This window comes from Tenacibaculum litoreum (assembly GCF_964513915.1).
GTDB lineage: Bacteria > Bacteroidota > Bacteroidia > Flavobacteriales > Flavobacteriaceae > Polaribacter > Polaribacter litoreum.
Window position 1 is genome coordinate 792,686 of record NZ_CAZEQS010000003.1, and the last position, 26,051, is coordinate 818,736.

At 31.5% G+C, this 26,051-nt stretch carries 25 protein-coding genes; 15 read left to right on the top strand and 10 right to left on the bottom strand.

Going from position 1 to position 26,051, the window contains the following annotated elements:
- Window positions 1–14: 14 nt before the first annotated feature.
- Window positions 15–743 (top strand): head GIN domain-containing protein, encoded by a 729-nt coding sequence (locus tag ACKTTR_RS09715; RefSeq protein ID WP_408027655.1) that lies wholly within the window; start codon window positions 15–17, stop codon window positions 741–743.
- A gap of 77 nt (window positions 744–820) precedes the next feature.
- Here ACKTTR_RS09715 and ACKTTR_RS09720 read toward each other — a convergent pair whose 3' ends face one another.
- Window positions 821–3,460 carry a valine--tRNA ligase gene (locus tag ACKTTR_RS09720; protein WP_408027656.1) on the bottom strand — a complete coding sequence of 880 codons (2,640 nt, stop codon included), beginning with the start codon at window positions 3,458–3,460 and terminating at the stop codon, window positions 821–823.
- A 187-nt stretch (window positions 3,461–3,647) separates the two neighbouring features.
- Between ACKTTR_RS09720 and ACKTTR_RS09725 the strand changes: the two genes are divergently transcribed.
- Entirely contained in the window at window positions 3,648–4,052 is a 405-nt protein-coding gene (locus ACKTTR_RS09725; RefSeq protein ID WP_408027657.1) for a DUF1573 domain-containing protein, read from the top strand.
- A gap of 49 nt (window positions 4,053–4,101) precedes the next feature.
- Here the strand turns inward: ACKTTR_RS09725 and ACKTTR_RS09730 are convergent, their stop codons facing one another.
- Window positions 4,102–5,442: an aspartyl protease family protein gene (locus tag ACKTTR_RS09730; RefSeq protein ID WP_408027658.1), complete on the bottom strand. Its 1,341-nt coding sequence runs from the start codon at window positions 5,440–5,442 to the stop codon at window positions 4,102–4,104.
- Window positions 5,443–5,599: 157 nt separating this feature from the next.
- Here ACKTTR_RS09730 and ACKTTR_RS09735 point away from each other — a divergent pair, with 157 nt between their 5' ends.
- The gene (locus tag ACKTTR_RS09735; protein ID WP_408027659.1) at window positions 5,600–6,790 is read left to right on the top strand and encodes a pyridoxal phosphate-dependent aminotransferase; all 1,191 of its coding nucleotides are present in this window, start codon (window positions 5,600–5,602) and stop codon (window positions 6,788–6,790) included.
- Window positions 6,791–7,801 carry a UDP-N-acetylmuramate dehydrogenase gene (murB, locus tag ACKTTR_RS09740; RefSeq protein WP_408027660.1) on the top strand — a complete coding sequence of 337 codons (1,011 nt, stop codon included), beginning with the start codon at window positions 6,791–6,793 and terminating at the stop codon, window positions 7,799–7,801.
- Between the two features lie 46 nt (window positions 7,802–7,847).
- On the opposite strand, the gene aqpZ is transcribed toward murB, so the two are convergent.
- Window positions 7,848–8,534, bottom strand: coding sequence for an aquaporin Z (gene aqpZ / locus ACKTTR_RS09745; RefSeq protein ID WP_408027661.1), 687 nt, complete (start codon window positions 8,532–8,534; stop codon window positions 7,848–7,850).
- A 134-nt stretch (window positions 8,535–8,668) separates the two neighbouring features.
- Here aqpZ and ACKTTR_RS09750 point away from each other — a divergent pair, with 134 nt between their 5' ends.
- From ACKTTR_RS09750 to lipA, 5 genes are all read left to right on the top strand, one after another.
- Window positions 8,669–8,872: a membrane or secreted protein gene (locus tag ACKTTR_RS09750; RefSeq protein WP_099216576.1), complete on the top strand. Its 204-nt coding sequence runs from the start codon at window positions 8,669–8,671 to the stop codon at window positions 8,870–8,872.
- Between the two features lie 34 nt (window positions 8,873–8,906).
- Entirely contained in the window at window positions 8,907–10,010 is a 1,104-nt protein-coding gene (locus ACKTTR_RS09755; protein ID WP_408027662.1) for a glycosyltransferase, read from the top strand.
- Window positions 10,001–10,564: an RNA polymerase sigma factor gene (locus tag ACKTTR_RS09760; RefSeq protein WP_408027663.1), complete on the top strand. Its 564-nt coding sequence runs from the start codon at window positions 10,001–10,003 to the stop codon at window positions 10,562–10,564. Before ACKTTR_RS09755 ends, ACKTTR_RS09760 begins: the two co-directional genes overlap by 10 nt.
- A gap of 182 nt (window positions 10,565–10,746) precedes the next feature.
- The gene (locus ACKTTR_RS09765) at window positions 10,747–11,967 is read left to right on the top strand and encodes an Nramp family divalent metal transporter (protein ID WP_408027664.1); all 1,221 of its coding nucleotides are present in this window, start codon (window positions 10,747–10,749) and stop codon (window positions 11,965–11,967) included.
- A gap of 38 nt (window positions 11,968–12,005) precedes the next feature.
- Window positions 12,006–12,875: a lipoyl synthase gene (gene lipA / locus ACKTTR_RS09770; RefSeq protein ID WP_408027665.1), complete on the top strand. Its 870-nt coding sequence runs from the start codon at window positions 12,006–12,008 to the stop codon at window positions 12,873–12,875.
- 239 nt (window positions 12,876–13,114) lie between these two features.
- On the opposite strand, the gene ACKTTR_RS09775 is transcribed toward lipA, so the two are convergent.
- Window positions 13,115–14,473: a pyridoxal-phosphate dependent enzyme gene (locus tag ACKTTR_RS09775; RefSeq protein WP_408027666.1), complete on the bottom strand. Its 1,359-nt coding sequence runs from the start codon at window positions 14,471–14,473 to the stop codon at window positions 13,115–13,117.
- A 22-nt stretch (window positions 14,474–14,495) separates the two neighbouring features.
- The gene (locus ACKTTR_RS09780; RefSeq protein ID WP_408027667.1) at window positions 14,496–15,731 is read right to left on the bottom strand and encodes an ABC transporter permease; all 1,236 of its coding nucleotides are present in this window, start codon (window positions 15,729–15,731) and stop codon (window positions 14,496–14,498) included.
- Between the two features lie 136 nt (window positions 15,732–15,867).
- Between ACKTTR_RS09780 and ACKTTR_RS09785 the strand changes: the two genes are divergently transcribed.
- Entirely contained in the window at window positions 15,868–17,124 is a 1,257-nt protein-coding gene (locus tag ACKTTR_RS09785; protein WP_408027668.1) for an exo-beta-N-acetylmuramidase NamZ family protein, read from the top strand.
- Between the two features lie 51 nt (window positions 17,125–17,175).
- Entirely contained in the window at window positions 17,176–17,661 is a 486-nt protein-coding gene (locus ACKTTR_RS09790; RefSeq protein WP_408027669.1) for a hypothetical protein, read from the top strand.
- Window positions 17,662–17,715: 54 nt separating this feature from the next.
- Here ACKTTR_RS09790 and ACKTTR_RS09795 read toward each other — a convergent pair whose 3' ends face one another.
- Window positions 17,716–18,075 carry a winged helix-turn-helix transcriptional regulator gene (locus ACKTTR_RS09795; RefSeq protein WP_408027670.1) on the bottom strand — a complete coding sequence of 120 codons (360 nt, stop codon included), beginning with the start codon at window positions 18,073–18,075 and terminating at the stop codon, window positions 17,716–17,718.
- A gap of 226 nt (window positions 18,076–18,301) precedes the next feature.
- On the opposite strand from ACKTTR_RS09795, the gene ACKTTR_RS09800 reads away from it, so the two are divergent.
- Window positions 18,302–19,231 (top strand): DsbA family protein, encoded by a 930-nt coding sequence (locus tag ACKTTR_RS09800; protein WP_408028002.1) that lies wholly within the window; start codon window positions 18,302–18,304, stop codon window positions 19,229–19,231.
- A gap of 138 nt (window positions 19,232–19,369) precedes the next feature.
- On the opposite strand, the gene ACKTTR_RS09805 is transcribed toward ACKTTR_RS09800, so the two are convergent.
- Both ACKTTR_RS09805 and ACKTTR_RS09810 read right to left on the bottom strand, forming a co-directional pair.
- The gene (locus tag ACKTTR_RS09805) at window positions 19,370–20,365 is read right to left on the bottom strand and encodes a PLP-dependent cysteine synthase family protein (RefSeq protein ID WP_408027671.1); all 996 of its coding nucleotides are present in this window, start codon (window positions 20,363–20,365) and stop codon (window positions 19,370–19,372) included.
- Between the two features lie 114 nt (window positions 20,366–20,479).
- Window positions 20,480–22,576: a S9 family peptidase gene (locus ACKTTR_RS09810; protein ID WP_408027672.1), complete on the bottom strand. Its 2,097-nt coding sequence runs from the start codon at window positions 22,574–22,576 to the stop codon at window positions 20,480–20,482.
- Between the two features lie 139 nt (window positions 22,577–22,715).
- Here ACKTTR_RS09810 and ACKTTR_RS09815 point away from each other — a divergent pair, with 139 nt between their 5' ends.
- From ACKTTR_RS09815 to ACKTTR_RS09825, 3 genes are read left to right on the top strand one after another with little or no spacing between them, the layout of a single operon-like run.
- Window positions 22,716–23,039 (top strand): YbaB/EbfC family nucleoid-associated protein, encoded by a 324-nt coding sequence (locus ACKTTR_RS09815; protein ID WP_408027673.1) that lies wholly within the window; start codon window positions 22,716–22,718, stop codon window positions 23,037–23,039.
- 6 nt (window positions 23,040–23,045) lie between these two features.
- Complete coding sequence (locus tag ACKTTR_RS09820) at window positions 23,046–23,339, top strand: DUF2752 domain-containing protein (protein ID WP_408027674.1); 294 nt, start codon at window positions 23,046–23,048, stop codon at window positions 23,337–23,339.
- 14 nt (window positions 23,340–23,353) lie between these two features.
- Window positions 23,354–23,686: a CCC motif membrane protein gene (locus ACKTTR_RS09825; protein ID WP_408027675.1), complete on the top strand. Its 333-nt coding sequence runs from the start codon at window positions 23,354–23,356 to the stop codon at window positions 23,684–23,686.
- A gap of 25 nt (window positions 23,687–23,711) precedes the next feature.
- On the opposite strand, the gene ACKTTR_RS09830 is transcribed toward ACKTTR_RS09825, so the two are convergent.
- The gene (locus tag ACKTTR_RS09830; RefSeq protein ID WP_408028003.1) at window positions 23,712–25,043 is read right to left on the bottom strand and encodes a DUF58 domain-containing protein; all 1,332 of its coding nucleotides are present in this window, start codon (window positions 25,041–25,043) and stop codon (window positions 23,712–23,714) included.
- A gap of 2 nt (window positions 25,044–25,045) precedes the next feature.
- Window positions 25,046–26,050, bottom strand: a complete 1,005-nt coding sequence (locus tag ACKTTR_RS09835) for an AAA family ATPase (protein WP_320241392.1) — start codon at window positions 26,048–26,050, stop codon at window positions 25,046–25,048.
- Window position 26,051: the final 1 nt, after the last annotated feature.

Consider the following 26,051-nt stretch of genomic DNA (forward strand, 5'->3'; position numbering starts at 1 on the left):
AAATATAACTAAAAATGAAAAAACAACTTATTACTACCGTTTTAATTCTCTTATCGTTCACCGTTAACTCTCAAAGTTGGTGGAATTCTAAAAAAATTAGAGGTAACGGAAAAGTTATTACTGAAACTAGAAAGATTAGTTCTTTTGACAAAGTGAACGTTGGAGGTTCCTTTGATGTTTATTTAATTGATGGAACTGAAGGTAAGGTAACCTTAGAAGGAGAAGAGAATATTTTAAAATATATTGTAACCGAAGTGAAGAGCGGAAAGTTAAATATTCACTTTAAAGAAAATACCAATATTAGTACTACCAAAAAACTAATAGTTACAGTCCCTTTTGAGGATATAGAATCAGTTGCTTTAGGTGGGTCAGGAAATGTAATTGCTAAAAAACGTATAAAAGCTGATGAGGCATCTTTTGCTATAGGTGGATCAGGAAATATTACTGCTAGTGTTGAAGCTAACACCGTTAAAACATCTATAGGCGGATCAGGAAACATTAGACTAAAAGGAAAAACTGACAATTTAAAATGTGCCATTGGTGGTTCTGGGAATGTAAAGGGTTACGATTTAAAAACCAATTCTTTAAAAGCTAGCATTGCAGGTTCTGGTGATGTGTTAGCAACTGTAACTAACAAAATTAAAGCTACTGTAGTAGGTTCAGGAAGTATATACTACAAAGGGAATCCATCACAAATAGACAGTAATTCTCTAGGTTCAGGAGATGTTATTGATAGAAATTAAACATTCTTAACAAATTATAATAAAAAAATCCGCTGTAAGTAAACAGCGGATTTTTTATTTATCTAGATTTATTTTCATTATTGTAATGAAGTCAAACTAGCTTTTATCGTTTCAATCTTTGCTAATGTATCTGATTCTTTTTTACGTTCTAAAGCAATTACCTGCTCTGGTGCATTACTTACAAATCGCTCATTAGACAATTTCTTTTGAATTCCAGTTAAAAAGCCTTCTGCTCTTTTTAACTCTGCATTTAACTTCGTTATTTCTGCTTCCACATCAATCGTATCTAATGAAATCGGAACAAAATATTCATTCGATTTTACACGGAAAGATGCTGCTCCATCTACCTTATCGGTAACATAGTTAATTTCTGAAGCATTTGTTAACTTTTGAATTACTACATCAAACTCTTTTGTAAACTTTTCGTTATTTACAACAGACAATTCAATTGCGTCTTTAAACGAAATATTTTTGTTTTTTCTAATTGTTCTAATTCCAGAAACAACTCCAGTAGCAAACTCAAAATTCGTTATCAATTCTTCATTTGTTTCTCCTACAGTTGGATATTTAGCTATGATTAATGCATCTTCAGGAGTTCTTTCTGTAATGTGTTGCCAAATTTCCTCTGTTAAGAAAGGCATAAATGGGTGTAATACTTTTAAATTATTCTCTAATACTTCTATTACAGCTTTATATGTTTTTGCATCGATTGGTTGCTGGTATCCTGGCTTTACAATTTCTAATAACCATGATGAGAAATCATCAGTAATTAATTTATAAATCGCCATTAACGCATCTGATAAACGATATTTACTAAAGTGGTCTTCTATTTCTAATAATACTTTATTAAACTTCGCTTCATACCAAGCTAACCCTATCTTAGCTGTTTCTGGTTGCTCTAAACTTTCATCTATTTCCCATCCTTTAATTAAACGGAAAGTATTCCAAATTTTATTTGCAAACCCTTTTCCTTGCTGGCATAAATCTTCATCAAACAATAAATCATTTCCTGCTGCTGCACTTAGTAACAACCCTACACGAACTCCATCTGCACCAAAATCTTCTATTAACTTTAAGGCGTCTGGCGAATTCCCTAGAGATTTACTCATTTTTCTACGTTGTTTGTCACGTACTAACCCAGTTAAGTATACGTTTTCAAACGGGCGTTCATCTTTGTACTCATATCCAGCAATAATCATACGCGCCACCCAGAAAAATAAAATATCTGGACCTGTTACTAAATCATTGGTTGGATAGTAGTACTTTATTTCTTCATTTTCTGGATTACGAATTCCATCGAAAACCGACATTGGCCATAACCAAGAAGAAAACCACGTGTCTAACGCATCTGGATCTTGTTTTAAATCTGACGCAGACAATGAAGAGTTTCCTGTTTTTTCTTGAGCTAATTTAACTGCATCTTCGATATTTTCAGCAACTACAAAATCTTCTTTACCATCCCCATAATAAAATGCAGGAATTTGTTGTCCCCACCATAACTGACGTGATATATTCCAGTCACGGATATTTTCCATCCAGTGACGGTACGTATTTTCAAACTTTTTAGGGAATAACTTCACCTCTCTATCTTCTCCTAATACAGCTTCAATAGCTGGTTTTACCAACTCTTCCATTTTTAAGAACCATTGATCTGATAATCTTGGTTCAATTACTGCCTTAGTTCTCTCAGAGGTACCTACTTTATTAGTGTGAACTTCCGTTTTTACTAAAAATCCTTTTTCTTCTAATTCTTTAGATATTTCCTTACGAACTACAAAACGATCTTTACCTTCATAATGTAATCCGAAAGAATTTAAGGTAGCATCTTCATTAAAAATATCAATTACTTCTAACTTATGCTTATCTCCTAAAGTTTTATCATTTTCATCGTGAGCAGGTGTTACTTTTAAGCAACCTGTACCAAATTCAACATCTACATATTCATCTTCAATAATTGGAATTTCTCTATTACAAAGAGGAACAATAGCTTTTTTACCTTTTAAATGTGTAAAACGTTCATCATTAGGGTTGATACAGATAGCAGTATCACCTAAAATAGTTTCAGGACGTGTTGTTGCTATAATTACTTTTTCATCAGAGTCAACGATATCATATTGTAAGTAATATAAGTTTCCTTGGCGCTCTTCATAAATAACCTCTTCATCAGAAAGTGTAGTTTTAGCCTCTGGATCCCAGTTTACCATTCGATATCCACGGTAAATTAATCCTTTGTTATATAGGTCCACAAATACTTTAATTACTGATTCTGACAACGCAGGATCCATCGTAAACGCAGTACGCTCCCAATCACAAGAAGCTCCTAACTTTTTTAACTGATCTAAAATGATACCTCCATACTCATTTTTCCATTCCCAAGCATGCGCTAAGAATTCTTCACGAGTTAAATCATTTTTATCAATACCCTGCTCTTTTAGTTTTGCTACAACTTTTGCTTCTGTAGCAATTGAGGCATGATCGGTACCTGGAACCCAACACGCATTTTTTCCTTGTAAACGAGCACGACGAATTAACACATCTTGAATTGTATTATTTAACATATGCCCCATATGTAAAACTCCTGTGACGTTTGGTGGCGGTATAACAATTGTATAGGGTTCGCGTTCATCTACTTCTGAATGAAAGTAATTATGCTTCATCCAGTAATCGTACCATTTTCCTTCTACTTCTTTAGAATTATATTTTGATGGAATATTCATATGTTATGTGTATCTTTATGGTTAATAATTTAACATTTTTTAACCTTTGGCATTGTTTTTGAAATTCGATTAGCAAAAATACAACTATCTATGAGGTACAGAAAATTAGAGGTTGTTTTTTTAGAACTTAAAGAAATAATACTAAATTTGTAGCGGTTAATACCCTAAAAAATTAATTTTTAACATTATGAGAACAATTTTATCATTTATCGCTGTTTGCTTTATCACCTTAACAGTAAGCGCTCAAGAATTTAAATTTGAAACTGAAACTATTGACTATGGAAAAATAGCTTATGGGTCTGAAGGAAAACGCGTATTTGAATTTACAAACGTAGGTGATGCTCCTATTATTATTAAGGATATCGTATCTCCTTGTGGATGTACAGTACCTACTAAGCCCGAAGAACCAATTATGCCTGGTAAAAAAGGACAAATTGAAGTTTCTTACGACACAAAAAGATTAGGTGGTTTCTCTAAAACTTTAACTGTTATTTCAAATGCTAAAAACAAAAGAAAAAGAGTTAAAATTAAAGGATTTATCGTAAAAGATGCAACTCCTGCCAAAGAGAAAAGTACAGTAAGTGATAGCTAGAAACTTATTTTATACATATAAAAAAAGCTCAACTAATGTTGAGCTTTTTTTATATCCTCTGTTCTAACTTAAACATAAATTTAAGCTTAACTCCTACTCTTTCAACTTCCATCTTTATTTTTTTACCTGGTTTTGTATGAAACATGTCTATAATTTCATTTAAATGATATTCATGTGCCGCCTTTCCATTAATTCTCTTTATTACATCACCTACTTGAATCCCTGCTTTAAAAGCTGGTGAATTTTCAACTACTTTATCTATTTTGTACTTAGGTTTAAAACGATAAAAGAAAGTACTCACTAAAGAAATTACATTGTTTTTAGCGGTCTGATTATTCACATTATAACTATCATCAACCTTAGTCGTTCCTTTTTCTTTTATTAATTCTTGCCCATCATACACAATGTGTAAACCACTCATATTATAATAAAAACCTTTCTTTAATGAAGCATTCTTTTTAAGTACAACTCTTTTGTTTGGGTAATCAATCCAAACCTTAAAACGCTTTAAAATTCCACCACCAATACTACCGTTTCTTTCTTTAAACTGTCTAGCATTAAATGTTGATGAAGAATCTAAAAAAGATACTGTTGGTTCACCTATATCAAACTTTCCAATAGAAATTTTGGGAACTCTACTTCGATTACCATAAATGGTACCACTAAACCCCTCTCCTATTATATCTTTAAAAAACTTCTTAGGTGTTTTAAGCTCTTTTTTTGTTCCTTCAAATAACCAGACTGCATCACTACCACCTGTATCTATTAAAAGTTTTACTGGTAACATTTTGTTAGTTACTGTATCTACCTGTACATTAACATCTATGTATGGTTTATTTCTATAAAATTGTAAAGGAAAACTTTCACATTTATTACATACATTCAAATTATATGTTTTAGGATTATAAAAATCAATCCGTTTATTTACATAGTTAATCTTAACTATAACGTCTTTTAATAAATCATATCCTATAATACCATGAATAGTTGTCCCCATTTTAGCAGAAATATCAAAAGCATCTTTCAAAACAACATATAATCCTTGATTTGAACTAGTAATGTTTTTAATTCTAAAATTATTACCTCTAGAAAATAAGGCTTCTACTGGTTCTCCACTTCCCAAACCTCTGATAAACACTTTCTTTACATTATTTAAGCCAACACTATCTTTAGAAGTTAAATTAAATAAGATTGTCTTATTTACACCAGTATCTAAGATAAATGATAACTGATGCCCATTAATCTCTAAGGGAATGACTACTAAATTATTAATTAATTGAAATCTTAAAGATTGTTTATCAGTTTCCTTGCCTAAAAACTGAAAATTTTGTTGAGTAAAGGCAGACACGCTAAAAAAAAGCGCAAAAAAGTATAGTAATAATCTATTCAAAAGAACTTGTTTTATGGTTATATACTTAAAGATACAATCTTCATTTTAGAAATTTTGGTTTTTATGATTTTTTTAACCGTTTTTTTTCCAATAAAGATTCTAATACTCTCAAATATATTTCGCAATTTTGCCTTTCAAACAACTAATTTATATTAAAATGCCATCAATTTCTAGTAAAGGAAATGCTATGCCTCAATCACCAATTCGTAAATTGGTTCCTTTTGCTGAGGCTGCTAAAAAAAATGGAACAAAAGTTTATCATTTAAATATTGGTCAACCTGATATTAAAACACCACAAGTTGCTTTAGATGCAGTAAAAAATAATACTATTGAAGTATTATCGTATGCTAGATCTGAAGGTTCAGAAGAATATAGAACCAAACTAGCTAATTATTATGCTAAAAATGATATTCATGTAACTGCAAATAATATTATTGCCACTACTGGAGGGTCAGAAGCTTTATTATTTACCATTGGTAGTATTACTGATCCAGGAGATGAAATAATTATCCCTGAACCTTTTTATGCTAACTATAATGGTTTTTCTACTGCTTCTGGTGTAAAAGTTGTTCCTGTAATTTCTAAAATTGAAGACAACTTTGCTTTACCTGCTATTGAAGATTTTGAGAAATTAATTACTTCAAAAACTAAAGCAATTTTAATCTGTAATCCAGGAAATCCAACTGGATATTTATACAGTAAAGAAGAGATTGAAAAGCTAAAGCAAATTGTGTTAAAACACGATTTATTTTTAATAGCTGATGAAGTGTATCGTGAATTCACATACGATGGTGAAAAACACAATTCAGTAATGACTTTAGAAGGGCTAGAACAAAACGCAATTATGATTGATTCTGTATCGAAACGTTATAGTATGTGTGGTGCAAGAATTGGTTGTATTGTTTCTAAAAACGAAGAATTTATTGGAACAGCTATTAAATTTGCTCAAGCACGTCTAAGCCCGCCAACCTATGCTTTAATTGCCAGTGAAGCCGCTTTAGATACTCCTCAAAGTTATTTTGATGAAGTTATTGAAGAATATGAAGATCGTAGAAATACATTAATCTCTGAATTACAAAAAATAGACGGAGTTAAAGTTGCCAACCCAAAAGGAGCTTTTTACTGTGTTGCTGAATTACCTGTAAAAGATAGTGACGATTTTGCTCAGTGGATTTTAGAAAAATTTAGCGATAATAATGAAACAGTAATGGTTGCACCAGCTAGCGGATTTTATTCTACCGAAGGTGAAGGAAAAAACCAAGTACGTATAGCCTATGTTTTAAATAAAGCGGACTTAAAACGTTCAGTTGAGATATTAAAAATCGCTTTAGAAAAATACAATAGTTAATTGAATATTCAAGAAAACATATCTTTAAAAGAGTACAACACGTTTGGCATTGATGTAAATGCCAAACGTTTTGTTTCTATTACTTCTGTATACCAACTACAACAACTTTTAAAAGAAGAAAAAAACATCTTCTTAATTTCTGGTGGTAGTAACATGTTACTTACCAAAGATATTGACACCTTAGTTATACATATTGATATTAAAGGAATTTCTATTGATAGAGAAAACCATGATGACATCCACATAACTGTAAATGCTGGTGAAAACTGGCATGAGTTTGTTTTATGGTGCGTTTCTCAAAATTATGGCGGCTTGGAAAACTTATCTTTAATTCCTGGAAATGTGGGTACTTGCCCTATCCAAAATATTGGAGCTTATGGAGTTGAAGTAAAAGACACTATCACAAAAGTAGAAGCGATTGAAATTAAAACAGGAAAATTGGTTTCTTTTTCTGCTGAAGAATGTCAATTTGGATACCGAAATTCTATTTTTAAAAATGAAGCTAAAGGTAAATATGTGTTAACTTCAGTTAGTTTTCAATTAACTAAAAACAACCATAAACTTAACACTTCTTACGGAGCAATAGAATCTGAATTATCTTCAAAAGGAATTACAAATCCCACTATTAAAGATATTTCTGATGCTGTTATTACTATTCGTCAGTCCAAATTACCAGATCCTAAAAAAATTGGTAATAGCGGAAGTTTCTTTAAAAATCCAGTAATTTCTAGAAAACATTTTGAAAAACTTCAGAAAAAACATCCTAATATTCCTAGTTATGTTATTTCTGATGCTGAAATTAAAGTACCTGCAGGTTGGTTAATTGAACAAAGCGGATTTAAGGGAAAACGTTTTGGTGACTATGGAGTGCATGAAAAACAAGCTTTAGTTTTAGTCAATTACAATGATGCCTCTGGTAAAGAAATTTACAAATTAGCACAAAAAATTCAACATACTATTAAAAACATATTTGATATTGATCTAGAAATAGAAGTTAATATTATTAAATAAAAAAGGAGTGTATTAATACACTCCTTTTTTATTTCTACCTCTTTTGCTACTCTTTATCAAACAGAGTCTTATAAATTAAACCTCCAACAATTGCTCCAACAATTGGTGCTACCCAAAACAACCATACTTGCGATAAGTAATCTCCTCCTGCAAACAATGCTTGACTCATAGAACGAGCTGGGTTTACAGAAGTATTGGTTATAGGAATACTAATTAAATGAATTAAAGTTAACCCTAAACCAATTGCTATTGGAGCAAAACCTCTCGGAGCATTTTTATGAATACTTCCTAAAATAATTAACAAGAAAAACATGGTTAATAAAAACTCTGCTAAGAAAGCCGCTCCAATGTTATATCCTCCTGGAGATAAATCTCCATAACCGTTTGCAGCAAAACCTCCTAATGATTCAAAACCATTATTGTCCGTTACTATTAAGTATAAAAAAGAAGCAGCCAACACAGCACCTATTAATTGTGAAATAATATATGGTACCACTTCTTTAGCAGTATGATTTCCTCCAACCCAAAGTCCAATAGTAACTGCAGGATTAAAATGACCTCCAGAAATATGTCCTACGGCGTACGCCATTGTTAATACAGTTAAACCAAATGCTAATGCTACTCCTGCAAAACCAATACCTAGCTCAGGAAAACCTGCTGCTAAAACAGCACTACCACAACCTCCAAAAACTAGCCAAAATGTTCCGAAGAATTCAGCAAAATATTTTTTCATATTCATATTTTTTAAATTAATTGATTATACAATTAAGACCCTCAAACACATAAAAGTCACAACCTTATAAATCTCTCTTTATTTTATATAGAAAAACAGGAAGTTTGTATCTTTGCAATACAAAACAATACATCATGAAATTAATTTTTGTTACCATAGGATTATTAGCATTAGCATTTGCTGGAATTGCCATTAAAATTTGGGCAAAAAAAGACGGAGAGTTTGCTGGTACATGTGCTAGCCAAAACCCAATGTTAAACGAAAGTGGTGAAGCTTGTGGATTTTGTGGTAAAACTCCAGACCAGTTCGATACATGTAACGAACCTCAGCATAATTAAGCAAACACTACGCAGCTAACCTTTTACTTTCTTTATGATATTTACCATACTGTTCTACACTTTTGTAGTAGTTACGGCTGTACAAATAGTGTATTATTTGTTCTTTTTATCTTTTACTAATATAGAAAAAACACAAAAAGACGCGGATGTAAATATCCCTGTGTCAGTAATTGTTTATGTAAAAAACAATGCCGACATTTTAATTAATTATATTCAAGACTTAACTAAACAAAAATATACTTGTTTTGAAATTGTTTTAGTCAATAATGCTTCCTCTGATAATTCTCTCGGTGTTATTGAAAAGCTACAAAAAGATTTTTCTAATATTAAAATAGTAGACGTAAAAAACACAGAGGCTTTTTGGGGAAATAAAAAATACGCTTTGACTTTAGCGGTAAAAGCCGCTACTCATGAGCATTTATTATTCACGGAAATAAGTAGTAAAGCATTGTCTAAAAACTGGATTCATGGAATGGCTAGTAATTTTTCACAAGAAAAAACTATTGTCATTGGTCATCAAAAACTAAAGCATAAGAAAAATTCATTTAGTAATCTTCTCATTCGTTTTGACTACTTACTTAAAACTATACAATCACTTTCTTTTGTTAAATTCCGAAGTCCTTATAAAGCTACAAATCATAACTTTGCTTATACTAAAAGTGAGTTTTTTAAAGTAAATGGATATATTAATCACATGAACCTTTTTATTGGTGAAGCTGATTTGTTTTTAAAAGATGCTGTAACCACTAAGAATACAACCTATTCAATTACCATAGATAGCTTTGTTGTTTCAACAAAGTCTCTTTCTTTTAAAAAATGGTTTTCTTTAGAAAAAAAAGCATCAATTCTTTTTTCTCTATATAAGTTTAAACATCGTTTTTTTCTTAGGTTTTTCCATATTACCAAGCTTCTTTTTTACCTTTTAGTAAGTTATATTGTTTTTGTTAACTGGAAGTTAGCCTTACCTTTTATAATTAGTTATTATCTTATTCAATACATAGTTCTTGGAAGGTCAGCATCAAAACTCCATGAAAAAAATGTTGTTTTATTACTACCATTCCTTGATATTTGTTTAGTATTGCTGCAAATTAGTATCTTTATATCAAATCAAATTTCGAAACCTAAGCATTGGAAATAAATCAAGAAAAAGTACTCCACCACATTCAACAAGCAAAAAAAGGAAATCAAATATCTTTTAATTATTTGTTGGATACTTTTTGGGGAACCGTGTACGCATTTCAGCTTAAAAAAACTAAAAATGATAACGATGCTGAGGATATAACTATTCAAACTTTTTCTAAGGCTTTTGATAGAATTGAAACTTTTGATGAAAGCTTTCAGTTTAAAACTTGGTTGATTACAATTTCTAAAAACGTATATATTGATTCTCTTCGCAAGAAAAAATCTACCATATATACACAAACAACCGAAGAACAAGAAAAAGAAGTATACGCTGTTGTTGATGACGCTCCTTCTCCTGAGGACAAAATTATTACCGAACAAAACTTAGCAAAACTTCTAAAGGACATTAAAAAATTAAAGCCAAAGTATCAAGATGTCATCAACCTTCGTTACTTTCAAGAATTAAGTTATAAAGAAATTTCTGAACAAATTGGGGAGCCTATGAACAATGTAAAGGTAAAACTACTTCGCGCCAAAAAATTATTAGCTGAAATAATAAAGAAATCATAAATTGCAAAACCATAAAAATCAAAACCTTATGATTTTACAGTTTTATGCAAGCGGAAAAAACTTATACAAAAAAGAACTCTACAAAGAATTTCAACAGAAAAGAGAAAGAAAAAAGCATATAAAAACTTTGTTTGAAAAGTTAAAAAATAGTGACTATTTAAACTTTTAAGCTCTTTTTTTTCATGAAAAAATCCCTCTTAAACTTACTTGGCCCTGGAATATTGTTTGCTGGAGCCGCTATAGGTGTTTCTCATTTAGTACAATCAACCAGAGCTGGTGCCGATTTTGGCTTTGGTTTACTATGGGCTTTACTCCTAGTACACATTATCAAATATCCTTTTTTTCAATTTGGTCCTCGATATGCTACTGCAACAGGTGAGACTCTTCTCGATGGTTATAAAAGGCTAGGTAAAGGAGTTTTAATCAGCTACTTTATCTTAAATCTTGCTACTATGTTTACCATTCAAGCAGCTGTTACTATTGTTACAGCCAGTTTAGCCTCTAATCTTTTTGGTATTTCACTTGATTTAGTTACGTGGTCTGTACTCATTATGCTTGTTAGTATTGTTTTATTAGGTATAGGTAAATATAAGTTCTTAGATAACTTAATGAAATACATTATTGCTATTTTAACCATTAGTACTATAGTAGCTGTTAACATTGCATTAGTTAAAACTGATAAAGGCTTTAGTTTTCAACAAATAGTACCAAGCGGAACAGCTCAAGTAACCTTTTTAATTGCCTTCTTAGGATGGATGCCTGCACCGTTAGATATTTCTATTTGGCACTCTTTATGGTCCGTAGAAAAAGACAAAACTACTTTTGTAAAAATAAAACCTAAACAAGCTATTTTTGATTTTAATGTTGGCTACATTGGAGCTTTATTTTTGGGAGTTTGTTTTGTTATGCTAGGTGCATTAGTTATGTATCAGTCGGGAGAATCATTCTCTAGTAAAGGAACTATTTTTGCTTCTCAACTAATTAATTTATACACAAAAAACTTAGGAGAATTTTCTTCTGTATTTATTGGGGTTGCTGCTTTTACAACCATGTTTAGTACTACTATTACAACGTTAGATGCTTCTCCAAGAGCTATGGAAAAATCTTCATTTTTACTTTTTCCTAAAACAATAAAGCTAGGCTATTGGTTTTGGTTAGTATTGTTAACACTTGGAACCTCTGTTATTTTATATTATTTTTTAAGTGATATGGTCTTTCTTGTACGAATAGCCACAGTCTTATCTTTTTTAACTGCTCCTTTTTATGCTATTCTTAACTATATTTTAATTACTGGTAAGCACACTCCAAAAAAATACAGACCAAATATAGGGTTACGCATTTTGAGTCTTATAGGTATTGTTTTTTTGTTCGGATTTAGTATTTGGTTTTTACTTAGTTTATAAATCTTTTCTTCGTAAATTTGCAGTTCAATTTTTATGGAATGGCAAACGAAACTGTAGCAACACCAGAAAGAACGAAAAAACCAAAATGGTTACGTGTAAAATTACCTGTAGGAAAAAAATACACGGAACTAAGAGGACTTGTTGATAAATATAAACTAAACACTATTTGTACCAGTGGAAGCTGCCCAAACATGGGTGAATGTTGGGGAGAAGGTACTGCTACCTTTATGATTTTAGGTAATATCTGTACACGTTCTTGTGGATTTTGTGGTGTTAAAACTGGACGTCCAGACACTGTAGAATGGGATGAACCTGAAAAAGTAGCTCGTTCTATTAAATTAATGAATATTAAACATGCGGTAATTACCTCTGTTGACCGTGATGATTTAAAAGATGGAGGTTCTATTATTTGGTCTGAAACAGTACAGGCTATTCGTAGAGCTAATCCTAATACTACTTTAGAAACTCTTATTCCAGACTTTCAAGGAAACGAAAAATTATTAGACCGTATTATTGAGGTAGCTCCTGAAGTCGTTTCTCATAATATGGAAACGGTACGTCGTTTAACTCGTGAAGTTCGTATTCAAGCTAAATATGATCGTAGTTTAGGTGTTTTAAAATACTTAAAAGATAACGGAATGCGTACTAAATCTGGAATTATGCTTGGTTTAGGAGAAACAGAAGACGAAGTAATACAAACTATGAAAGACTTACGTAATGTTGGATTAGATGTTATTACTATCGGTCAATATTTACAACCTAGTAAGAAACATTTACCTGTTAAGGAATTCATAACACCTGAACAATTCAAAAAATACGAAACATTAGGGTTAGAAATGGGCTTTATGTATGTAGAAAGTGGTGCTTTAGTACGTTCTTCATATAAAGCACACAAACACGCTAGCTAACCTTAAATTAAAATATCCTTAACTTTTTAACGGTTTAACGTTAAAAAAATGTCAAATAATTAAAAATTAAATAAAGTACGCCTTTTTATTTATAATTTTGGCACAGATATTGGAAACAACAATACCGTAAGCAAGTAACATTGTTTTCATTGTGTAAATTATTTGAATTAGTTGATTAACAAAGAAGCCCGCTCAATTGAGCGGGCTTCCTGTTTTTATTCTCTTTAGAGATGCTAATTTTAAATAGCTCTAATTATATCATATTTTGTAATGATGTGGTGTTTTCCGTTTTCTAAATCAACTAAAACTGCTTGATTTTCTTTGTTAATTAACTTCGATACCTCATCAATAGAAGCTGATTTCTTAACTGTAGGATATGCTTTACCCATTACATCTTTAATAGGCTTTTCTGCTATATTTTTATCTTCTAAATAACTATGTAATAATGCTGATTCATCTACTGAACCTACAAATCCATTTGCGTCTCTTACAGGAATCTGTGATATTTTAAATGCACGCATTCTTTCAATAGCATGCGACACTAATTCTTCTGTTTGAACAGTTACTAATGGTTTATCTATATGATCTTTAATTAAATCTTCTGCTGTAGTAATTTCTTCTTCTAAGAAACCTCTATCACGCATCCAATCGTCATTAAACATTTTCCCTACATAACGACTTCCATGATCATGAAATAACACTACCACTACATCATCAGGCTTAAACTCGTCTTTTAACTGTAATAATCCTTTAATAGCTGAACCTGCTGAATTCCCTACAAAAATCCCTTCTTCTTTAGCTATTCTACGTGTATAAATAGCGGCATCTTTATCAGTAACTTTTGTAAAACCATCTATTAAAGAAAAATCAACATTTTTAGGTAAAATATCTTCCCCAATTCCTTCTGTAATGTATGGATAGATTTCATTTTCATCAAAAATACCAGTTTCGTGATATTTTTTAAATACAGATCCGTACGTATCTACTCCCCAAATTTTAATATTTGGATTCTTTTCTTTTAAAAACTTGGCTGTACCTGAAACCGTTCCTCCTGTTCCTACCCCAACAACAAAATGTGTAATTTTACCATCAGTTTGTTCCCAAATTTCTGGTCCTGTTTGCTCATAATGTGCTTGCGCATTTGAAGGGTTGTCATATTGATTCACATACCAAGAGTTTGGAGTTTCCTCTCCTAAACGCTTAGATACAGAATAGTATGAACGAGGATCATCTGGCTCTACATTCGTAGGGCAAACAACTACCTCTGCTCCTACTGCACGCAGGATATCCATTTTTTCTTTTGATTGCTTATCAGAAATTACAAAAATACACTTATACCCTTTTACAATAGCTGCTAATGCTAACCCCATTCCTGTGTTTCCTGAAGTACCTTCAATAATAGTACCCCCTGGTTTTAAACGACCATCTGCTTCGGCATCTTCAATCATCTTCAATGCCATACGGTCTTTTACAGAGTTTCCTGGATTAAACGTTTCTACTTTAGCTAATACCAAAGCATCTACTTCTTTTGTTACTGAGTTTAATTTAACTAAAGGTGTGTTACCAATAGTTTCTAATATATTTTTTGCGTACTTCATATCTTATTAATGTTATGCAAAACTAAGCAAATCGAATGGATTTTGAAGGGCGGATTTTTGTGATAATATATGAAGGAACAATCAACATTAAAAAACATAATGCTAACGTACCCATGTTTAACAATAAAATTGCCAAGAAATTAATATCTACAGGCATTGTTGATACATAATAAGTTTCAGGATTTAGACTTATTAACTTCGTATATTTTTGAATTAAAAGAATACTAAGTCCAATAAAGTTTCCCCAGAACAATCCTTTTAAAATTAAGTAAGAAGCATTGTATAAAAATATTTTTCGGATACTCCAATTTACACTTCCCAATGCTTTTAAAATTCCAACCATTTGTACACGCTCTAAAATAAGAACCAACAACGCTGTTACCATGTTTATTCCAGCAACCAACACCATTATTCCTATAATAAACCATACGTTATTATCTAATAGTTTTAACCACTCAAAAATAGCAGGATAATTATTTACAATCGTAATACTATTTAAGGTTGCTCCAATACTTGTATACACTTCATCTCCTTTTTCTTGAAGCTTATCATAATCATCAATCAATACCTCAAAACCTCCTATTTCATTATCTTTCCAACGATTAATTTTCTGCACTTCTCTTAAATCTCCCAACAACATAACCTTATCAAACTGTTCAAAACCTGTATTGTATATTCCTACAATTATTGGCTTTCTAGATTTAAACTTCAAATTACTGTTTTCTGCTCCAAACCATGTTTGAATTGTATCGTTTAGTTTAAAATGTAATCGGTTTGCAATGGATTCAGAAATTAATATTTCTCGATTTCTATCTTGCTTAAAATCTGGTAGACGACCTTCAACCAAACACTCATTAAAAAAAGTAAAATCATAATCAGCCGAAACTCCTTTAAAAATGATTCCTTCAAAATCAGTAGGAGTTCTAATTATCCCTCCAACATTAGCAAAAGGTTGTACTTTTTTTATTCCGTCAATCTTTTTAAATTCTGGATAAAACTCTTGATTTATATCAATCGGAACTGTAGAAACATCTGAATTGTTATTATCGTAATTTACAATTTGAATATGCCCTTTAAAACCTGTCATTTTATCACGCACCTTATTCTGAAATCCAGAGGTAATTGATACCGCTATTAACATAATAGCTACCCCAAGAGCAATGGCAATGGTAGCAATGGTTATGATAGGTGATGAAATACTGCTTTTATACTGTTTTCCAGCAATGATTCGTTTTGCTATGAATAGTTCGAAGTTCAAATGTTTTCTTTTTTACAAAACCAAAAGTAACTAATTCTTATGTAAAGAAAGAGAAGAATACCTAGGTTTTAATTCTTTAACTTTTATTATTCTTAAAAAATAGAAATCTGTACCTTTATGTTTTAATTTTTTATAGATGAAGCTTTCTTTTAATTACGTTTTTTTACTTTTTTTAGTATTCAGTTTTCAATTTTCTTCTTGTGCACAACAGCAAAAAAAATCTACTGCTAAAGAAGCCATAAAACAAGAAGAACCAAAAACAATTAAAACGGGTGCTGATAGAACAGACAAATACCTTCCTCTTTTAAAAAATAAAAATATTGCCATAGTTGCAAATCAAACCTCTGTTTTACAAGTATTACAACGAGCTGAAGTTGCACCTAACATTATGGGGTCTGAAATAGTACAATATCACTTAGTAGATTATTTACATAATTACGATAGAATTAACGTGCAAAAAGTATTTGCTCCTGAGCATGGTTTTAGAGGGAAAGCTGATGCTGGTGAAGCGATAGCTGATGGAAAAGATGTAAAAACAGGGATTCCAATCATCTCCTTGTACGGAAAAAACAAAAAACCTTCACCAGAACAATTAAATGGAATTGATATTGTTGTTTTTGACATTCAAGATGTGGGAGCTCGTTTTTATACTTATATTTCTACGCTACATTATGTAATGGAAGCTTGTGCTGAACTCGGAATCCAAGTGGTATTACTTGACAGACCTAATCCTAACGGTCACTATATTGACGGACCTGTTTTAGAACCTGAACACAAAAGCTTTGTAGGCATGCACCCTGTTCCTGTTGTTTACGGAATGACGATTGGAGAATACGGACAAATGATTAACGGAGAAAAATGGTTAGCGAATGGTATTCAGTGTGATTTAACCGTAATTCCTTTAGAAAATTATACGCATCAATCAACATATAGTCTACCTATAAAACCATCGCCTAATTTACCGAACGATATTTCGATTAACTTATACCCTAGTTTATGTTTTTTTGAAGGAACTAATGTATCTGCTGGAAGAGGAACAGACAAACAATTTCAAATTTATGGTTCACCACATTTAGAAAAAACTAGCTTTAGTTTTACTCCACAGCCCAATGAAGGTGCAAAACACCCAAAACATAAAGAAAAGATGTGCTTTGGGGAAGATTTAAGCGCTTCTGAAAGCTTAGTTAACCTAAACCTTAGTTGGTTAGTAAAAGCATATCAACAGTCTCCTAAAAAAGACTTTTTTAATGCTTTTTTCACTAAACTAGCAGGTACTAAGAAACTACAAGAACAAATTGAACAAGGACTTTCTGAAGAGGAAATTAAAAGTTCATGGAAAGAAGGTTTAGACAGTTTTAAAAAAGTTCGTGAGCAGTATTTATTATATAATTAGCACATCTATAATCAGCAACTTATAGTTACTCATATTTTATATTTAGTTCGTATGAAAAAGGTTTTTAAAAATAAAAGAAGATTAAAATATGCTGATTTTATTAAACAGTTTTTTATAGTAATCCCTATAGCTTTATTTTGGTCTCTGCTAATTAATTTAATTACTTGGTCTAAACCAGAAGTTATGGATATAGTGATATTTACAATAATTTTTGAAGTTGTTATCATTCTCAAAATGTTTATTTATATCTTCAATATTAAAATAGATAGTATATATATCAATTACGATAACCAAACTTTAACTATAAATAAATTTTGGGGTTTTAATTCGCTAAGAAAAACAACTTTAAAGCTAGATGAATTGGTAATTTCTAAAATAGACCATTCACCTATTACAGCTTTTACTTTATTTGTTTTTTTTACAGCTAGTGACAATAAAAATAAAGTTAAATTGTCTTCTTCTGACTTTAATATTAAAGAAAAAGATATTAGACAAATTCATAAAAGACTAAACACAATACTTACTACAACCAACTAGTTCTTCAAAAACTTACTTTTTAAACTATTATTGGAGATAACCTTAATCCTAAAGTCACTTATCCTCACACATAAATTGCCTATATTCAATTCCCCAGTTTGCTAAATTATCAATTAAAGGAGCTAGCGTTTTACCATATTCAGTAATGGTATATTCAACTGTGATTGGTTTGGTATTTTTAACCGTTCTGTTAACCAAACGATTCATTTCTAAATCTTGCAATTCTTTTGAAAGCATTTTTGATCCAATCCCATCTATTTCTCGTAATAAATCCATAAACCCTAGTTTATTACCTTCTATCAAAGTTCCTAAAATATGGAACTTCCATTTTCCTGATAATATACTCATGGCATCACTAATAGCCTGCATTCTAACCTGACAAATAGGTGTATTGTTAATTACTGCTTTTTTCACTGATGTAACTCTATCAATTTATTATACAAATACTAAGGTAGTTTCCTACTGGAAAGTACTTTCCTTTAGGAAACCTATAGCAAATATACTAGTAATTCATTATAGTTTTGTCTTATAAATCAATAGTAAAACAGATAAGAACATGGTTAAAAATATTAATGTACTAATAGTATTTATTGCCTTGTTGAATCTTGCAGCTTGCAAAGGACAATCAAAAACAAACAACATGAACGAACAAACATCGAACGCAAATCCGCTTTTATGCGATCCGCAAACAGGAATGTGTGAAGTAGGAAATGATAGTACCGAAAATACTACTATAAAAAAAGAGCAACCAAAAGAAAAGAAAATAAAGGTAGTTTACTTTACTGATCCTATTTGTTCTTCTTGTTGGGCTATAGAGCCTCAATTAAGAAAATTAAAACTTGAATATGGGCAAAATCTTGAAATTGATTACAGAATGGGTGGTTTATTGCCTGATTGGAGCTATAACAGTGGTGGAATAAGTAAACCTTCAGACGTTGCGCATCATTGGGACGAGGTTAGCGTTTACTACGATATGCCAATAGATGGAGATGTGTGGCTAGAAGACCCTTTAGATTCTTCTTATCCTCCTTCAATTGCTTTCAAAGCTGCTCAGTTACAAGATAAAGACAAAGCTATTTTGTTTTTAAGAGAACTACGAGAAATGGTATTCTTAAAAAAGAAAAACATCGCTAAATGGGAACACATGGCAACTGCTGCAAAAAATGTGGGGCTTGATGTTGATGTATTAAAAACTGATTACGAAGGAAAAGCTAAACTATTATTTGAAGAAGATTTAAAATTAGCAAGAGCTTACAGAGTAAGAGGCTTCCCTACTATGTATTTTGAAGATAATTCAAGTAATAAAGAAATCGTATACGGATCTAAAGCGTATGCCTTCTATGAAATGGCCATTTTAAAAATTCAACCTACGATTTCTAAAAGTGAATATGCTAAAGATTGGAAAACTTTATTCGCTAAATATAACTCACTAACCGTTAGAGAGTATTCAGAATTATCTGGAATTCCTAGAATACAAAGTGAACAATTATTAAACGACCTCATGAAAAAGGGATATTTAGAAAAAATTGCTACTAAAAATGGTGCTATGTGGGAGATTAAAAAAATCTAACACCTAACACTGAACATAAGCAATAGCAACGCCCCCCAAATGAATGATGTTTTATTCTAAAAACTAAATCATTTATTCCGCTATTGCTTATGTATAAAAACAAAAGCGAAATTTTTTAGTTTTATTGTACAAGGTGGCTTATAAAAAACCTTGTTCTTTCATCCAGTTATTAGAATAAATCTTATTCATATAACGAGAACCGTGATCTGGTAAAATTACGACTACTACACTATTTTCATCAAAAAAGTCATTATCAGCATATTGTTGAGTGGCCTGTAATGCTGCTCCTGAAGTATACCCAGCAAAAATACCTTCTGCTTTTACTAATTCTCTTGCTTTTAAAGCAGCTTCTTTATCTGATACTTTTTCGTACACATCTACCACATCAAAATCTGTAGAAGTAGGAATTAAGTTTTTACCTAAACCTTCAATTTTATATGGACTGATTTCATTGGCATCAAACTCACCAGTTTCGTGGTATTTTTTAATCACAGACCCCATAGCGTCTACTCCTAAAATCTGAATATCGGGATTCTGTTCTTTTAGGTATCGCGCAGTTCCAGAAATTGTTCCTCCTGTTCCACTTGCTGCTACAACATGTGTTACTTTTCCTTCGGTTTGTTCCCAAATTTCTGGTCCTGTACTCTTGTAATGTGCTTCAATATTTAGCTCATTAAAATACTGATTGATATAAATAGAACCTGGATTTTCTCTATGTAATCTTTTAGCTACTTCGTAATACGAACGAGGATCATCAGGAGTTACATTTGCAGGACAAACATGCACCTCTGCTCCCATTGATTTCAGCATGTCTATTTTATCTTGAGAAGACTTATCGCTCACTGCTAAAATACATCGATAACCTTTTACAATACTAATCATTGCTAATGAAAACCCTGTATTACCAGAAGTCGTTTCAACAATAATATCTCCTTCTTTTACAATTCCTTTTTGTTCTGCTGTTTCTATGATATGCAATGCAATTCTATCTTTAGCAGAGTGCCCCGGATTAAAAGCTTCAACTTTTGCATAGTAAATACCCGGTAAATCTTGGGTAATTCGGTGCAGTTGAATCATGGGGGTTTGACCTACTAAATCTATTATTGAATTGGTTATACCTTGATGTCTTTTCATTATGTTTTATAAATAAGAAAAAGTGTCATTACGAAAATTAGACACGAAAAATCTGTTGAGATTGTTCGTTGCATTCGCAATGACACTTACACTCAATCGAGCGCAAAAATATAATTATTTTTTTAACTTACCTTCTAACATTAAAAAGAACGTATATTCTTCTGCAGTTTCTTTTAATGCATCGAATCTTCCTGATGCTCCTCCATGACCTGTTTCCATATTAGTATGTAGGAACAACATATTGTTATCAGTTTTTAATTCACGTAATTTCGCTACCCATTTTGCTGGTTCCCAATATTGCACTTGACTGTCGTGTAAACCTGTAGTTACCAACATATTTGGATATGCCTTTGCTTCTACTTGATCATAAGGAGAATATGACTTAATATAATCATAGTATTCCTTATCGTTAGGATTACCCCATTCGTCATATTCACCTGTAGTTAATGGAATACTATCATCTAACATGGTAGAAATTACATCAACAAAAGGTACCGCAGCTATTATTCCGTTGTATAACTCAGGATTCATATTAATAATAGCTCCCATTAATAATCCTCCGGCAGAACCTCCCATAGCATATAAATGCTCTGGTGACGTATAACCGTTGTCAATTAAATACTTAGAGCAATCAATAAAATCGGTAAATGTATTTTTCTTATTCAACATTTTACCATCTTCGTACCACTCGCGTCCTAAATACTGACTTCCTCTAATGTGAGCTAATGCATATACAAATCCGCGATCTAATAAACTTAAACGTGTTGTTGAAAACCCGTCGTTTATTGTATATCCGTAAGAACCATATGCATATTGTAATATTGGTGTGTTTTTATCAAGCTTCGTATCTTTATGATGTACAATTGATAAAGCTACTTTTTTACCATCTCGTGCAGGTACCCAAATGCGCTTACTTACGTAATTATTTTTATCAAATTTTCCTCCTAGAACTTCTTGTTCTTTTTTGATTTCTTTTGATCTATCTTTCATATTGAAATCAATAACTGAACTTGGAGTTGTCATTGAATTATATGAATAACGGATTACCTCTGTGTCAAACTCAGGATTACCATATACTCCTGCTGAATAGGTTTCTTCTTCAAAAGGTAAATAATAATCTTCCGTTCCATCCCATCGTTTGATACGGATTTTATTCAATCCTTCATTTCTTTCTTCTAAAACTAAATAGTCTTTAAAAATTGAAAAATCTTCAAATAAAGTATCTTCTCTATGTGGAATAACATCTACCCAGTTTTCTTTTCCTGGTTTACTTTCTGGAGTTTTCATCAACTTAAAGTTGGTTGCTCCATCCTTATTAGTTTTAATGTAAAAATGATCTCCGTAGTGTGCTACTTCATATTCTAAATCACGTTCACGTGGTTGAATAATACGTAACTCTCCATCAGGATTATTAGCATCTAATACATGGTACTCAGTTGAAACTGTGCTGTAAGAACCAATTATGATATACTTTTTTGATTTTGATTTGGTAACAAAAGCTCCAAACGTATCATCTTTTTCTTCATAAACTAATTCATCTAAAGATGCGTCAGAACCTAAAGTATGTTTATAAATTTTTGAAGAACGTAAGGTTACAGGGTCTTTTTTAGCGTAAAACAATGTTTTATTATCATTTGCCCAAACCGATCCTCCTGTAGTATTTTCGATAATGTCTTTATAAATCTTACCAGTTTCTAAATTTTTAATTCTGATAAAATATTGACGACGACTAACTGTATCTGTAGCAAAAGCCACCATTTTATTATCTGGTGACACATTTAATCCTCCTAACTGAAAATAATCATATCCCTCTGCTTCTTTATTTACATTGAACATGATTTCCTCTTCAGCTTCTAAAGTTTCTTTTTTACGGCTATAAATTGGATACTGTTGTCCTTTTTCATAACGAGTAATGTAAAAATATCCATCCTTTTTGTACGGTACTGACTCATCATCTTCTTTTATACGACCTTTCATTTCTTGAAACAACTCTTCTTGAAACTCTTTAGTTTCTTTCGTCATTTCATCATAGTAAGCATTTTCTGCATTTAAGTAATCGTATACTTTTTGAGTTTGTTCATCTTTAATTTTTGCATTTTTTTGTGCATCTGTTAAACGCATCCAAAAATAATCATCAGTACGAACATCTCCATGTTTCTCTAACTTAGTCGGCTGCTTTTCAGCAACTGGGGCTTTGATATCTTTATTCATTTCTTGTTTTTTGCAAGAACCAAAAATAAGACTAAAAAACAAAGCCGGTAGCATTATTTTTTTCATTTTTTAAGTTGGTTTATATTTCCTGTGAAAATACTATTTTTGTTGTTAAACAAATTATAAAAACTGTACAAGGATGTTCGGAGATATTTCTGGAATGATGGGCAAACTACAAGAAGCTCAACAAAAAGTAGAAGAGACTAAAAAGCGATTAGATACCGTTTTAATTGATGAAACAATTGCTGGAGGAAACGTGAAAGTTACAGTAACTGCTAATCGTGAAGTAAAGGCTATTACAATTGATGAATCTTTGTTAGAAGACAAAGAAGAATTAGAAGATTACTTAATCTTAGCGCTGAACAAAGCATTGAAGCGTGCCGGTGAAATTAACGAACAAGAATTAGCTATCGCTGCTAAAAGCGGAATGCCAAACATTCCTGGAATGGATATGTTCAAATAACATTTTATGCCTTTACAATTAGAAGATTATATGCTCCCTTGCTTAAACAAACAATTCTTTGGATTTGATTGTTTAGGTTGTGGTATACAGCGTGCTTTGAGTTTAGTTTTTCATGGAGAATTTATTGCAGCCTTTAAAATGTATCCTGCAATATACACCTTGCTACTTTTAGCTTTTGTTGTAAGTATTAACTTCTTCTACAAAGTAAAATATGCTCAAAAAATAATCAGTATATTGGCTATCATTAATATAATTATCATTGTGAGTAGTTATGTTATAAAAATGAATCAATTAATTTAAACTTTAGAAAAACTATGGAAAAACAAAAACTACCAAATTCAACTGCTGCTTTAGTTTTAGGTATTTGCTCTATTGTAACTTGCTGTTGTTATGGAGTTATTGGATTGCCTTTGGGGATTATAGCTTTGGTTTTAGGTAATAAAGCCATTAAATTAGATAATGAAAATCCTGATTTATACGAAGGTGTAAACAATGCTAAGACAGGTAAAATATTAGGTATTGTTGGTATTATATTGAATGTTATCTCTATAGCTTATATTATTTGGATATTATCTTTAATTGGATGGGATGCTTTAGGTAACCCAGAATTAATGATGGAAAGAGCTAACGAATTACAAAACAGATAAAAAAAGCGACCGATGGTCGCTTTTTTTATATCATTCCTTTAGCTTTAAACTCAAGGTATTTATTAATTACATTTACAGATAAATGTTGAGGCTTGGTTAGAATAGCATGTACTGCATTTTTCTCTAGCTCTTTTATCATCAAACGTTTTTCGTAAGCATATTTTTCAGCAATAGTTTTATGATATACACTTTGTAAATCTTCTGCATTTTCAGTGATTAAAGTATCTAATTCAGTGTTTTCAAAGAAAACTGTTACCAATAGGTGCTTCTTAGCTATCGCTTTTAAATATGGTAATTGTCGTTTTAAGGCAGATATATGCTCAAAATTAGTATATAAAATCAGTAAACTTCGTTGATTTATTTTTCTTTTTATGTTCGCATACAACAGCGCAAAATTAGCATCTGAAAAATCGGTTGTAATATTGTACAACTCTTCATTGATTACTGATAGGTTTGTTTTTTTGTTACTTGCTGCTACTATTTTTTCTACTTTTCTAGAAAATGTAAGCATACCAGCTTTATCATTTTTTAATAAGGCTATGTTTGAAAAAGCTAAGGTTGAGTTAATCGCATAGTCTAATAACTTTAATCCCTCAAAAGACATTTTCATGACACGTCCTAAATCAATAATTGAATATATGGGTTGTGATTTTTCATCTTGATATTGATTCACCATCAACTCTGCTCTTTTAGCCGTTGCTTTCCAGTTTATAGTACGTACATCATCACCAGGAATGTAGTTTTTAATCTGTTCAAACTCCATAGTATGCCCAATGCGTCGAATTTTCTTCATACCAAATTCCGTTAAGTTATTATGCATTGCCAAAAATTCATACTTTTTCATTTGTATGTACGACGGGTATACTTTTACACTTTCTTCCGCTGAAAATGAATATCGTTTAGAAAACATCTGCAAAAAAGAAGACACAAATACATTTACTTTTCCAAAGGTATACTCTCCTCTTTCAACAGGTCTAACATCATATGTATAGGTTGATTTCTCCCCGGGTTTCAAAGACATTGCGTGTTCAAAACCTCTTTCTTGAAATTGTACTGGTAATTCATCAATTAACGAAATAAAAACTTGGAATGGATACTTATTTTCAAGCGTAATTGCTACTTCATTATCATCTGAATTTGATAATTTTTCTGATACGATTCTTTTAGCTGAAAACCCGTTTTTAAATCGATATAAAATAAGCACATCAATACACATTACTATTACAAATAACCACACAAGCATCCATGTTGCTGCATAAAGTGCAGGAATCCAAAACGACAATAAAAATAATGCCGAAATAGCGCTTATGTAAATAAAAAAGCGATTGTGTACGTATAACGATTTAAAGAATTGAATCACTACCTTGGAACTTCTACAGATTGTACAATCATTTCAATCACCTTATCGGCTGTCATCCCTTCCATTTCACGTTCAGGAGTTAACATAATTCTATGACGTAATACTGGATAAATACTCTTTTTTACATCTTCAGGAATCACAAAATCTCGTCCGTTAATTGCTGCAAATGCTTTAGATGCCATTAATACTGCAATACTTGCTCTTGGTGAACCTCCTAAATACAAATGTGCATTGTTACGCGTATTAGAAATAAGTTGTGCTATGTATTTAATAATTTTTTCTTCTACCAACACTTCAAAAACCTTACTTCTGTATTCTAATAGCTCAGATTCTGTTAACACAGCTTCTACTTTCGTTTGTGGTAATGCTCCTTTACGTTCGTTATGAGCAGTAATTATCTGTATTTCTTCATCTAAATTCGGATACCCAACATTTATTTTGAATAAGAAACGGTCTAATTGAGCCTCTGGTAAGGCATACGTCCCCTCCTGTTCTATTGGATTTTGAGTTGCTAATACCATAAAAGGTGGATTCATTTCATAACACTCACCATCCATCGTAATTTGTTTTTCTTCCATTACCTCAAACAAAGCTGCTTGCGTTTTAGCTGGCGCTCTGTTAATTTCATCAATCAATACAATATTAGAGAAAATCGGACCTTTTTTAAACTCGAAATCAGATGTTTTCATGTTCAGTACCGAAGTTCCTAATACATCCGAAGGCATTAAATCTGGTGTAAATTGAATTCGACTAAAATCAGTAGCTATGGTTTTTGCCAATAACTTTGCTGTTACCGTTTTAGCAACTCCAGGAACACCTTCAATCAATACATGTCCGTCAGCCAATAAAGAAACCAACAACAACTCCATAAACTCTTCTTGCCCTACAATTACTTTTCCTAACTGTTCTTTAATTTTAATCACAGCTTCTTTTAATTTCGACAAGTCTACTCTACTTGAAAATAACTCATTCGTATTTTCTATTGGATTGTTTTCTGTATGCATC